Annotated in this window: 12 protein-coding genes; 4 read left to right on the top strand and 8 right to left on the bottom strand. The window is 71.4% G+C overall.

Features of this window, described 5'->3' with window-relative positions; translation table 11 throughout:
• Window position 1: 1 nt before the first annotated feature.
• The gene (locus CLV68_RS28895) at window positions 2–220 is read right to left on the bottom strand and encodes a ferredoxin family protein (protein ID WP_121394150.1); all 219 of its coding nucleotides are present in this window, start codon (window positions 218–220) and stop codon (window positions 2–4) included.
• Window positions 217–1,416, bottom strand: a complete 1,200-nt coding sequence (locus CLV68_RS28890) for a cytochrome P450 (RefSeq protein WP_121394148.1) — start codon at window positions 1,414–1,416, stop codon at window positions 217–219. Before CLV68_RS28890 ends, CLV68_RS28895 begins: the two co-directional genes overlap by 4 nt.
• A gap of 154 nt (window positions 1,417–1,570) precedes the next feature.
• Between CLV68_RS28890 and CLV68_RS28885 the strand changes: the two genes are divergently transcribed.
• Window positions 1,571–2,155: a DUF7711 family protein gene (locus tag CLV68_RS28885; protein ID WP_121394146.1), complete on the top strand. Its 585-nt coding sequence runs from the start codon at window positions 1,571–1,573 to the stop codon at window positions 2,153–2,155.
• A gap of 227 nt (window positions 2,156–2,382) precedes the next feature.
• Here CLV68_RS28885 and malQ read toward each other — a convergent pair whose 3' ends face one another.
• The 3 genes from malQ to CLV68_RS34315 all read right to left on the bottom strand — a co-directional run bounded on the left by malQ (window position 2,383) and on the right by CLV68_RS34315 (window position 6,253).
• Complete coding sequence (gene malQ, locus CLV68_RS28880) at window positions 2,383–4,239, bottom strand: 4-alpha-glucanotransferase (RefSeq protein ID WP_121394144.1); 1,857 nt, start codon at window positions 4,237–4,239, stop codon at window positions 2,383–2,385.
• A gap of 93 nt (window positions 4,240–4,332) precedes the next feature.
• On the bottom strand, window positions 4,333–5,685 hold the full coding sequence (locus CLV68_RS28875; RefSeq protein WP_170224646.1) for an SDR family oxidoreductase: 1,353 nt from the start codon (window positions 5,683–5,685) through the stop codon (window positions 4,333–4,335).
• A 25-nt stretch (window positions 5,686–5,710) separates the two neighbouring features.
• A complete protein-coding gene (locus CLV68_RS34315) occupies window positions 5,711–6,253 on the bottom strand; it encodes a hypothetical protein (RefSeq protein WP_170224645.1) in 543 nt (180 codons plus the stop codon).
• A gap of 162 nt (window positions 6,254–6,415) precedes the next feature.
• Here CLV68_RS34315 and CLV68_RS28870 point away from each other — a divergent pair, with 162 nt between their 5' ends.
• A complete protein-coding gene (locus tag CLV68_RS28870) occupies window positions 6,416–6,844 on the top strand; it encodes an STAS domain-containing protein (protein ID WP_121394140.1) in 429 nt (142 codons plus the stop codon).
• On the opposite strand, the gene CLV68_RS28865 is transcribed toward CLV68_RS28870, so the two are convergent.
• From CLV68_RS28865 to CLV68_RS28855, 3 genes are all read right to left on the bottom strand, one after another.
• Window positions 6,820–8,169: a sodium:proton exchanger gene (locus CLV68_RS28865; protein WP_246010159.1), complete on the bottom strand. Its 1,350-nt coding sequence runs from the start codon at window positions 8,167–8,169 to the stop codon at window positions 6,820–6,822. The two genes, CLV68_RS28870 and CLV68_RS28865, sit on opposite strands and share 25 nt — an antisense overlap.
• Window positions 8,166–8,822, bottom strand: a complete 657-nt coding sequence (locus tag CLV68_RS28860; RefSeq protein ID WP_121394138.1) for a hypothetical protein — start codon at window positions 8,820–8,822, stop codon at window positions 8,166–8,168. The genes CLV68_RS28865 and CLV68_RS28860 overlap by 4 nt, the downstream gene beginning before the upstream one ends.
• A 66-nt stretch (window positions 8,823–8,888) precedes the next feature.
• Window positions 8,889–10,376, bottom strand: coding sequence for a CYTH and CHAD domain-containing protein (locus CLV68_RS28855; protein WP_121394136.1), 1,488 nt, complete (start codon window positions 10,374–10,376; stop codon window positions 8,889–8,891).
• Window positions 10,377–10,464: 88 nt separating this feature from the next.
• Here CLV68_RS28855 and CLV68_RS28850 point away from each other — a divergent pair, with 88 nt between their 5' ends.
• Window positions 10,465–11,553: a carboxylate-amine ligase gene (locus CLV68_RS28850; RefSeq protein WP_121394134.1), complete on the top strand. Its 1,089-nt coding sequence runs from the start codon at window positions 10,465–10,467 to the stop codon at window positions 11,551–11,553.
• A gap of 9 nt (window positions 11,554–11,562) precedes the next feature.
• A complete protein-coding gene (locus CLV68_RS28845; RefSeq protein ID WP_121394132.1) occupies window positions 11,563–11,943 on the top strand; it encodes a hypothetical protein in 381 nt (126 codons plus the stop codon).
• Window positions 11,944–12,001: the final 58 nt, after the last annotated feature.

Below are 12,001 nucleotides of genomic sequence, written 5' to 3'. Positions count from 1 at the left end.
GTCAGGGGCGGGGCGCGAGTTCCGCCCCTGACTGGTCGCGGATGAGGATCGCCGCCGCGGGGCAGGTGTCGGCCAGGTCCAAGACGTCCTCGTCCGGTGCAACAGTGCTGGTGACGGGTTCGGCGTAAGAGCCGTGGAACCGGAAGAGGTCGGGGCGGGAGCCCGCGCAGATGCCGGAGCCAAGGCAGCTCCCCGCGTCCACGCTGATAGACCAGGTCACTGTTCCTCCCACGCCACCGGCAACGTGCGCGGGCCGCGCACCAGCATCTGGGTCTTCCACACCGGGTCGCCCGCCTCAACAAGGCCAGGTAGGGCTAGCAGCGCTCGTAGAGCCTCTTGGAGCTCCACCCGAGCCAGCGCGGCACCCAGGCAGTGGTGGGCGCCGTGGCCGAAGCCCAGGTGGGCGGTGGATTCGCGGTCGAAGCGGAGTTGGCCCGCGTCCGGGAAGCGGGACTCGTCGTGGTTGGCGGAGCCGATGGCGGCCAGGACCGGGTCGCCCTCGCGGACCAGGACGGCGCCGACCTGGACGTCCTCGGTGGCGTAGCGGGCGAACGCGGAGGTGGCGCCGAGCGGGACGAAGCGCATCAGCTCCTCGACCGCGGCCGGGACGAGGTCGGGGTCGGCGCGCAGTTCGGCGAGGCGGTCGGGGCGGGTGAGCAGGACGTGCGCGAAGTTGGGGATCTGCGTCGCCGTGGTCTCGTGCCCCGCGACCAGCACACCGATGCACAGCTCCACCAGTTCACGCTCGGTGAGCCGTTCGACGTCGTCGGCGCGCGCGGCGATCAGCGCGGACATCAGGTCGTCTGCCGGTTCCTCACGGCGCTGCGCGACCAGACCGGCCATGTACGCCGACAGCTCCTGGTCGTTGCGGGCGAACTCCTCCGCGGTCAGCGCGGCGGTGGACAACAGCCCGTCGCTCCACGCGCGGAACAGGTGCCGATCCTCCGCGGGCACCCCGAGCAGCTCGCAGATGACCTGAACCGGCAGCGGTAGGGCAAACGCCTCCACCAGGTCGGTAGGGGAACCGGCGACGCGCATGTCAGCGACAAGACCGTCCGCGATCTCCCGGACCCTCGGCCGCAGCCGCTCGACCCTGCGCACGGTGAACGCGCTGGCCACGAGCACGCGCAGCCGGGTGTGGTCCGGCGGGTCCATGGCCAGGATGCCGCCGGGGCCGCGGTGGAACTGGACGCGCGGTTCGTCGCGGTCCACGGAGGCGGCCCGGCTGAACCGGCGGTCGCCGAGCACGAACCGGGCGTCGTCGTAGCGGGTCGCCAGCCAGGCGGGCTCGCCGAAGGGCAGCTGGACGCGGATCATGCCGGGGGCGGTCCGCGCGGCACCGTAGGCGGGCGCGAGGTCGAGGCCCTCCGGGCGGTTGAACGGGTAGTCCTGGACGCGCTGGTCGGCCGCGGTCATTCGCTCCCCCTCCGGTCTCGTTCGGGGTCCCCCACTCGGGTCGCCCCACCCCAACGTACGTCCGACGACGGCGGACCGTCAACGACCAGTCGCGGAGGGTGACACCCGCACGCGCGCGGAGTGGGCGTCCGCCGGGGTGCGGCAGGATGGCGCCGTGAACTGGACACGTGCCGTACACCACCTGGAGACCCTGGCCTCGACCTGCGCCGACATGGCGACGCGGCCCGCGGCGATCTTCCCGCTGCGGGTCGGGGCGCTGTGGGTGGCGGGCGCGCTGCTCGGGGACCGGCGCGAGGTGGAGTCGGTCACGGTGGCGTTGACCGTCGACGCGCCCGAGGTGCCGTGGTTGACCGAGCCGCAGGGGGCCAGGCACTGGGCCGCCGCGGCTCGGGTGCCGCAGATGCCGGTCGAGGTGCACTGGCGGTCGGCGCACTCCCCCGTGTGGAACCACCGCCTGGAGCGGCCGGTGCTGGTGTGGTCCGTCGCGGACGGGGTCGACGCGGACGTGCTCGCGGCCATCACGCGTGGCGAGGCCGAGGCGCTGCGGCCCGCGGCTCCGACCGCCGAGGAGCTCGACGCCAGGCTGGGCGCGGAGTTGGCGCTGAGCCTGCGCGCGGTGCGGGACCGTACCGGCGAGTACGCCGAGCGGCGGTGGAAGCCGGGCAAGCTGGAGCCGGTGTCGGACGCGCTGTGGCAGGCCAGTGCCGGGTACCTCGATCTACTCGATGTGATCAAATAGCGCCTTCCGGGTAGTGCGAACCGGCAACCGTCACTCGAATGGAGGTGTGAGACTGGTGGCAGCTGGATACACAGCTACCGTCCGACAACACGCGAGGGAAAGCAGAGTCACCGTGCCCGACGTCGACCCGAACCCGATCTACACCGCGCTGCTGCACGAGCAGGGCCTGCTGGAGGAGCCGATCGGCGCTCCGATGCCAGAACCGGAGCCCGCCTGCCCCTAGCGCCTCACCTGGCTCGGAGCTCGGCAACCGCCGCGCGCACCGCGGGGTGGGCCATGATCTCGTCGACCGTGAGCGGGAGCGGGAGTCGCCAGTTGGGGTACTGGTCGACGGTTCCCGGCAGGTTGGGTTGCCGCAGTTCCCCCACCAGGTCCTGGGGGGCGGCGAAGACCAGGGCACACGGTGTCCTGGCGATGAACCGGTGCAGCGCGAGCACGGTCTCCTCGACGGTCGGGTCGGGGCCGACCAAGCCCTCATCGGCCAGCACCCGCAGGATGTCGGCGCGTTCGGCCGCCGCAGCGACCTTCTCGGCCTCCGGGTCCTTGAGCAGGCCGAGTTCGGTACGCACCCGGACGTGCTCACCGGCGAGGAAGCCCGAGGCGGTCGGGAGGTCGTGGGTGGAGATGCTCGCCGCGGCCTGCCTGGGGTAGCGGTCGGCGGGGAGTTGCCGGTTGTCGCGGTCGCGCTGGAACCAGGCGACGGCGCAGCTGAGCACGCCGCGCTCTTGGAGCTGTTCGGTGACGTACTCGGGCACGGTCCCGAGGTCCTCACCGATGACCACGGCGTTCGCCCGGTGTGCCTCTAGCGCCAAGACTCCGAGCATTGCCTCACCGTCGTAGTGCACGTATGTGCCGCGGTCGGGGCCCTCGCCCGGTGGGATCCACCACAGTCGCCACAGTCCGGCGACGTGGTCGACGCGGATGCCGTCGCCGTGGGACAAGACCGCGCGGATCATGTCGCGGAACGGCAGGTAGCCCTGCTCGGCGAGCTTGTCCGGGCGTAGCGGCGGCAGAACCCAGTCTTGGCCTAGCGGGCTGAACGCGTCCGGGGGCGCGCCAACGGTGACACGCGAGGCGAGGACGTCTTGCAGCGACCACCCGTCCGCGCCGCCCGGGTCCACGCCGACAGGCAGGTCGTGGATGACACCCACGCGCATACCGGTCGCGGCAGAGCGAACGGCGTCGAGTTGTGCCGCCGAGCGTTGTTGGAGCCAAGCGTGGAAGGCGACCCTGTCGGCGAGTTCGGCACGCGCCGCGACCACGGCCAGGTTCGAGGGGTGGCGCAGTTCGGCGGGCCAGGTCCGCCAGTCGGGGCCGTGCCGTTCGGCGAGCGCGCTGAACGTGGCGAAGTCGAGCAGGTCCGCGTCGAGGGTGGCGAGGTCCGGCAAGCGGGGGCCGAGCTGGGCGAACGCGGCCGTCTTGGCCGCCCAGACCCCGTCGTGGTCGATCTGCGGGCCGAGGTCGGGGCGCAGCGCGAGGACGCGGTCGCGGGTGGCCACGTCGGCGGCGGCGAACTCGGGGGTGTCGAGGACCGACAGGTGCAGCGGGTTGAGGAACCGCCTGCTCGACGGCGAGTACGGGGACTTGCGCACCGGCGTGGTCAGCGCACCCGCGGCGACCGGGCTCACCAGCACCGCGCCCGCCGCGTCCTGGGCGGCGCGGGTGACGAAGGCGCGCAGGTCGCGGTAGTCGCCGATGCCCCACGAGTCGGGTCCGTGCAGCGCGTAGAGCTGGACCATCCACCCCCAGGTGCGCTCCAGGTCCGGCAGCCTGCCGGGGGTGACGGCCAGCGAGGTCTCCCGGTTGCCGACGCGCAGCCGGTGCCAGCCCAGGGGCAGGTCGGGCAGCACGCCGTCGACCGGCACGACCCCGCCGAACTCGAGCTCGACCTCTCCCCTGCCGACCTCGACGTGGGCGCCCTGGCGGACCACCGACGGCACCGCGGCCCTGGTGGGCGGGTCGCCGAGCTCGGCCAGGATCGCCCTGACCACCTCGGGGTCGACCACGACGCGTCGCCGCTCACCGTTCTCGTAGTCCAGCGCCACTGCGTGCGCCGCGGCCAGGTCGGCAAGTCGATCGTCCACAAGGGAGCCTTTCGGGAGGGGTCGGCTCCCATTCAACCGGACCGGTGCCGCTTTCGCCGGTTCCCGCGCGGCACGGGGTCGGGCGGGTCCCGATCACCCGACTCGGGGCCGGTCGGCCTCGGCAGCCTTGGCGATACCCGCGCCCATGCGGCCGAAGACGATGTCGTGGGCGGGTTTCTGGGCGTACCAGTAGAGCTTCCCGGCAAGGCCGTGCGGCTGGAACCAGGTGGTCTGTTCAAGGCCGCTCTCCCCCGGTTCCCCGCCGTCGACCGCGCGGAGGGAGAGCCAGGCGCGGCCGGGGAGGCGCATGTCGGTGCGGAGGAGCAGTTCGGTGGTGTCGTCGGAGCGGTCGACCACGGACCAACTGTCAACGGTGTCGCCCGCAGCCAGGTCGGTAGGTCTACCTCGGTGCAGCCCTACGCCGCCGACGACATGGTCCAGGGCTCCTCTGACGGACCACGCACCAGGGACGGTGTGCCAGCCGCTATCGCCGCCGATGTCGGTGATGACCTGCCACAACCGGTCACGGGTAGCTCTAACCCGAGTTGTCTTGTGGTCGCGGAGCATGTCCGGGGAGTCGACCGGTGGCCGTTCCGGTGCCGGTACGCCCAACGCTTCCCGGAGCGCACGGTCGAGGCTGGTCCCCCCACCTGGCGGAGGAGGCAGTACCTCGGTCGGCACGAGGTCATGGCGCAGCGATTCGAGCAGCGCGCGGACGAGCGGTTCGGGGGTGATGGCCGCGACAACAGCGGGCGGTACGACCACCGGCAGCGGGAGTCGCCTGGGAAGTCCTGCCACGCGCGCGCACCGCTGGACCAAGTCGAGGTAGGTGACAGTGTCAGGCCCGGCGATGTCGGCGACCTTGTTCACCGGTTCGCCTGCCGCCGCCTCAACCAGATAGTGCAAGACGTCGCGGACCGCGATCGGGCGGCTGCGGTTGCTCATGTAAGTGGGGTTGGGCAGCACCGGGCCACCGCGGGCGGCTTTCGCGAGGAGGTCGAAGCTCGCGGAGCCCGCGCCGATGATCATCGATGCCTGGAGGACCAGGGCGGGGGTCGGCGCGGCCAGGAAGATGTCGCCGACCTGGGCTCGGGACTTGAGGTGGGCGGAGACCTTGCCGTCGGTCGGGCGCGGGCCGCCGAGGTAGACCACCTGCCGGACACCGGCCCCCGCTGCCGCCTCGGCGACGGCGTGGGCGATCTTCTCGTCGTTGGCGACAAAGTCGTCACCGCTCATCGAGTGGACGAGGTGGTAGACGACGTCGACCTCTCTCATCGCCGCGGTCAGGGCTACCGGGTCAAGTACGTCGCCCCGGATGGCGTCTGCTCCGGAAGATTCGTCGAGCGACCTCGCGAACGTGCGCACGTGGTGGCCTGCCGCCGTGAGAGCGGTGGTCAGGTGGACACCGACGTAGCCGCTGGCTCCGAGGATCAGGCAGGTGGACACGACACCATCTTGCCCAATTCCCGAGCTAGAGCGAGTTCTGCCGTGGGGCAAGGATGGTCGCGGGGTCGGCGTCGGGGGTGGTGAGCCAGCGGTTGAATGCTTCGGGATGACGTCGCTCCAACTCGTCCAGGTAGCGCTGCCGGGTGCGGAGGATGACAACCGCCTCCGTGGGGGTTCTGGCGTCGCGGAGCGTGAAGAGGGTGTCCTTCCACCGCGCGCACAGGTGCTCGGTGGAGTAACCGCGTTCTCCGCGCAACGGGAGCGCGGCGACGATCAGGGCACCGACTAGAACGAAGCCGACCCATTCGACCAAGATGAGCAGACCCGCCGTGCCGATCAAGGTGACGTACAGCGCGACCGACAAGGCCGCGGCTCCTGGGGCGAGTCTGCTGTTGCCGGTAAGAGCCGCGGATAACGCTAAGCCAAGGCAAATCGACGTTATGGCAAGGAAGACAAGAGTCCACGTCCGCAGCAAGGAGACTCCCGCGCAGACGCCGGTGAACCCGACGGCGGCGGACAGCGCGGTCAGCACGAGTTGGTAGGGGCGCGCCCACTGTCGTCGCAGCACGTGTCCTCCTAGGGTCACTGGCCCTCCAGGGACCTACCCCCGTCCGGTCACTCCCAATCGTGGCTCCTGCGCCCATCGGGCGAAGCGCCGCTGACGTCCTTGCCCCGCGCGAACGGTGCTCTATGCTTCGAGGACTTCCCGACGGCATGAACCGAGGCCGACATGGTTCCCCGCACCCGGATCCCGGCCGTTCCCCTCCCGAGCCCCCGACCCGCGCGCGAGCACGGCAGCACCGCGACCGTCGAGCAGGTCGGCAAGTGGGCGGTGCTGGTGACCGTGCGCGGTGAAGTCGACCTGGTGACCACCCCGGCCGTGCACGAGGCGCTGCGCGTCGGGTTGGCCACCCCGGACGCCCTCCTGCTGGTGGTCGACCTGTCCGAAGTGGACTTCCTGGCCGCCGCCGGGCTCGGCGCGCTGGTGCAGGCGCGCGACACCGCGGCGGGCCGCGCGATCGACCTGCGGCTGGTCGCGAGCGGGCGCTCGGTGCTGCGGCTGCTCGACATCACCGGGCTGCGCCGCACGTTCCGGTTGCACCACGACCTCGCCGGGCCGCTCGGGCCCTACCTTCAGCGGTCGGCGAGTTCCCGGTAAGGGGTGCGGAACCCGTCCTTGGCGAGTGCGACGACGTCTCGTCGCGAGCGGAACGTGACCACCGCGGCGCCCACCAGGTAGACGCAGGACAGCGCCACCAGTTCGATGCCCTTCACCGACTCGGGCAACACGGCAGCGAGCACGAACTGGGCGACGAACAGGCCGAGCAGCAGCAGACCACCGCGCACGGTGATCGTCAGGCTAAGAAGTAGCGATACCGCGAACAGCGACTGCGCGGCGGTCAGCAGCAACTCCTCCCGTTGCGCGGCGTCGATCGGCAGCCCCGAGGTCGAGGCCGAGGCGATGGCGAACACGACGGGCAGGGTGCCGACCAGCAGGGTCCACTGGTTGACCTTGGAGGACACCAGGGTGGCCAGCGCGTCGGTGGTCTTGAGCCGCCAGGCGTACAGGCAGGCCACCAGCAACTCGGGGGCCTCCGACGCGAGCGGGGCCAGCCACTGGACCAGGAAGAACTGGCTGATGCCGACCTGGGTGCCGGTCTCGACCAGCGCGTGCGCGAAGTTCTCCGCGACCAGCAGGATCACCGCGGCGGCGAAGGCGAACAGGCCGACGCAGGTCAGCCTGCGGCGCAGCCTCGGCTGCTCCCCCAGCACCTTGGCGACGCCTTCGAGGTCGGGGTCACCGGGCGGTGCTTTCGCGACCCGGACGGCGTAGAGCACGAAGATGGCGACCAGGACGGCCGCGTCGATCAGGGTGATGCTGTGGCGCAACGGAAGGGTCAACGAGTAGAGGGTCGCCACGGCGAGGAATGCCAGCGGGACCGCGTCGGTGCGCTCCAGGGTGACGCCCGCGTGCTTCTTGTGCCCGCCGCGCTCGCCATCACCGGAGTCGTCGTCGGGCTTGTTGTTGCTACCGCGACGAATGCGCCAAGCGGCGAGGAGAACCACTAGAGCCCAGCCGACGCCGACGAGGATCCGGTTGGCACCGGTCATGTTCGCCAGGGCCAGGCCACAGCTGGAATGGTCGCTAGAGCCAGGTGGGACGCAAGCGGGCCCGTACTCGGCGAACGCGCGGCCGCCCTCGGACGCGAACACGAAGTCGACCGCGTACTCGGGCAGGACCGCGATCAGCGCGAGGACCGTGATCGCCAACCCCGGCGAGATGTCGACCTGGACGGCCTCGGCCACCCAGGACAGCACGAAAGCGGCACCGATGACCGCGACGCCGAACAGCAGGGCCGCCAGCGGCGGGGTCAGGTGGACGCCGGTCACCCCGAGGAACACCCCGGGCGCGGTGGCCACCGCGGCGGCACCCAACGGCGCCGCGGCCCGCCTGGTGGCGGGCCGCGGCGAGTCGGTGATCAATGCCCGTCCGGTCCTGCCACGCCGCCGCGCCGCGCCACGGCCTCCGGGCCCAGGTCCGGCCGCACCGGCGCGCCGTGCCGCACCGGCACCTCCTGCCCGGGAACCGCCCGGCCCGCCCTGGGAGCGGGCACCGTGCCGTCCGCGCCCGCCGGGACCGTCCCGATACCGGGCTCGGCACCCGGAGCCCGCGACAGGCGGGTCTCGGCGGTGCCGTTGGCGCGCGCGATGTCCTCCGAGTCCACCGCGCCCGCCTGCGGGGTCGGCGCGCTGTCGAGCGGCACGCCGTGGTGCTGCATGTGGTCGTACCGCTGCTTGGTGAGGTTCTCGGCGTCGAGCCGGTCCCGCATCCGGGTCAGCATCCGGATGGTCAGCGCGTGCGCCACGGCCAGCAGCAGGAGCACCACGCCCAGCTTGCGCACCATGGCCACGAGTTGCGTGTCGCCACCGAGGTCGACGGCGGAGATCAGCAGCAGGACGCCGAGCACGGCGAAGTGGAACAGCACCGACACCAGCCGGGCCATCGACCGCGCCGACTCGTCCTCACCGTAGGAATCGGCCAGGTACCTCAGCCCGCTGCGGTAGATGATCTGCCCATCCGCCACCACCAGCGCGATCCCGAGGACCAAGAACAAGACATATGTACCGTCGTCCACGACAGGCCCCTTCCACCCAACCGGTCACGTTGGGTGTACCACCGGGTTCAGGGCGTGAAACCGGGCTCAGCGGAGCCAGCGGGGGCCCTTGACCCCGAGGACCTTCTTCCAGACCCGGCCGAAGGACTCTTCCGCGCGCCGCCCACGGGCCTCTTGCCTCGCGTAGAGCACGCCGTAGGTGAACCCGTTCTCCCCGCTCAGGTGAGCGCGCACGCCCATGCCGCGTAGTTCCCCGCGGGCCACAGTGACGTCCTGCCGGGTCCCTAGCACTGACTGCGCTTTCTTGACTCTCCTACCCCAACGCTCCAGCTTCGGGCCGAAGGCAGGGGCTACTGCTTCCGCGGCGTAGCGGGCCTTCTTCGCGTCCTTACGTACCTGGTGCAGGGCGGTGTCACGGTCGGCGGCACCCTCTACGGCGGCGACGGAGGCTTGCAGCGTCCGCCATGCCTTCACGACGGGCTTGCGCAGCTGGTGCACGGCCGGTCGGCGGGCCTTCTTCGTCCACGGCGGGTCGGCCAGGAACGCGTCCAGGTCCGCGAGCAGCGCCAGGTAGCGCTCACCGTCCAGCTCGGACACAAGAGCCTTGCGCGCGTCCACCTGGGTCCGGCTCAGCTCGGCGTCCACATGGGCCGGGACGGCGCCGAGCACGTCCTCCGACGGGAGTTCCCGCAGCTCGGCGGCGAGTTCCCCGGCCAGCACCTCCGCGTCCCGCGCGGGCGAGGCGACGCCGCCGATCCACTTGAGCTCGGCCCGCAGCGCGTTGACCCTGTCGGCGTCGAGCAGGGGCCGGAAGGCGCGCAGGGCGCTGCGCAGACGGCGGCAGGCGACGCGGAACTGGTGGACCGAGTCGTCGGTGTCGACGCGGATGCCGGTGTCGTTGGCGCGGATCGCCGCGGTCTGCGCTTGCAGGTAGGTCAAGGCGACGTCGGCAGCGGAGGGGTTGGTGGGCAACGGCGCGGGCTTGCGCGCCTTCGCGCGGTCACCGAGCGCTTGGGCGAGCTTGGACGTCGACTTCGCGGGGGTAGCGCCAAGAACCTCGCCGACAGCGTCCAGGACGTCGAGGTCGGTGGCCTCGACCTCTAGTTCCCGCCAGGAGTGGGGAGTGCCGTCGACGGGGTGGGCTGTCACGGCGTCGTCAGCGATAAGAGCGATGGTGGTGCCGTCGGCGTCGCGCAGCTCCCACTCGTCGCGATGGGTTGTGATGCGGACGACCGGGGTCAGTGGGGCACCCAGGGTGTGTGACCGGACAAGGGCGGCCAAGGCGGCGGGAACGGTGCTCTTGGCGCGGCCGAGCGGGAACCGGATCTCGTCGCGCACGTCCGGGGCGACAGGGAGCTTCGCGTGCCACCCCGCGTCGTCGCCCCCAGTTCGCCTGCGCAGGGTGATACCCGCGCGGGCCAGGCGGAGATCCGCGGTGTCGAAGTACGTTGCGTCCAGGTCTGCGCCGCGCGGACCCTCGCACGAGTGCACCGGGCCGGTCCCGCTCAGATCGGGCAGGGTGTAGTCGGCGGGGGCCTCGTACTTGCGTTCCGTCTCTCGCACCTTGGTAGCCACAGCCCAACTATGACATCCGGAGGCCGACCGGGTGACTTGTGGCCGACGTGGGTACTACGGGGGCAGCTTGTGACATCGAGGAGGACATGTGGCAGGGCTAACCGTGGGCGTCGAGGAGGAGTTCCTCCTGGTCGGGCCGGATGGGCGCCTGGTGAACCAGGGGCCGGAGGCGGTCGCCGGGGTCACCGATGTCGACCTCAAGCCGGAACTGCTGCGCTGCCAGGTCGAGTCGGCGACCGGGGTGCTCACGACCGCGGGCGAGATCCGCGACGAGCTGACCGAGCTGCGCTCCCGCCTGGCCGCGGGCGCCGCCGAGCAGGAGGCGCTGCTCATCGCCGCCGGTACCGCGCCGCACGCGCAGCCGGACATCTCCGAGATCGGGCCGGGCACGCGCTACCACCGCATCGCGCGGCACGTGGGACCGTTCATCTTCAGTGGAGTGACCTGTGGGTGTCACGTACACGTAGGAGTGGAAGACACGGCTACCGCTCTGCGAGTGGCCAACCATCTGCGGCCGTGGCTACCGGCGCTGCTGGCGATGTCGAGCAACTCGGCCTTCTATGACAGTGCAGACACCGGTTATGCCTCCGCGCGGCATCTACTGTGGAACCGGTGGCCCACGGCAGGGCCGCCGCCCTATGTGGACTCCACCGACGAGTACGAGTCGATCGTTCGCGGATTGCTCGACACCGGCGTGGCCATGGACCGGAAGATGGTCTATTGGGACGTACGGCCCTCGGAGGCGCAGCCGACCGTCGAGGTCAGGGTGGCCGACGTGCTGGGGACGGTGGAAGAGGCGGCGTTCGTGGCCGTCCTGGTGCGGTTGCTGGTGTCGGACGCGTTGCGCTCCACCGAGACCGCGCCGAGGGTGCCGACGGAGGTCATCCGGGCCGCGCAGTGGCGGGCGGCGAGGGGCGGCCGTTCGGCGGCCGTCCCCGATCCGGTGACAGGGTCGCTGCGGGAGGCGACGGCCGTGATCGGCGACCTGGTGCGCGCGCACACCGACGACCTGCGGGCCAGCGGGGAGCTCGACTTCGTGCGCGCCACCATGACCTGGATCGACCACCACGGCGACGGCGCGCACCGGCAACGGGAAGCCGCGGCGGCGGACGGGCTCGACGGCGTGCTGGGGCTGCTCGCGCGGCAGACGAGTTTGTCGCAGAGCGTGCCCGGGTAGGTCGACCGCATGAGCGACGACGGCTACGACTCGACCCTGACCCAGGCGGAGAGCCTGGACGAGGACAACCTGCGGGTGGACCCGCTCGAGGCGGGCATCGAGCCGCCGGAACACTGGGCCGAGGCGGACAAGTTCGGCATGACCACCGCCGAACAACGCGCCGGGGAGACCCTCGACGAGCGGCTGGCCGAGGAGGAACCGGACGTCACCGCGCAAGACGACCCGCCGGGACCTGACACCCCGCTGGCGCGAGTGGACGACCGGATCGACGAGCAGTCCGCTGTGGACGACGCGGCGCCTGCTCATCCTCGGCACACGGAGGCTGAGCTGCGTGGGCAGGCCGCTGATGAGGCGGGCGGGTCGGTTGCCGAGGCGTTGCGAGAGGGTTGATGGTGGTCTTGGGGGGATCCGGCTCTCGGTCTCGGCTGCGCCGTCGACGGTGAACGGC

This window comes from Actinokineospora cianjurensis, assembly GCF_003663795.1.
Taxonomy (GTDB): domain Bacteria; phylum Actinomycetota; class Actinomycetes; order Mycobacteriales; family Pseudonocardiaceae; genus Actinokineospora; species Actinokineospora terrae.
This window is presented reverse-complemented; position numbering and strand designations above follow the sequence as displayed.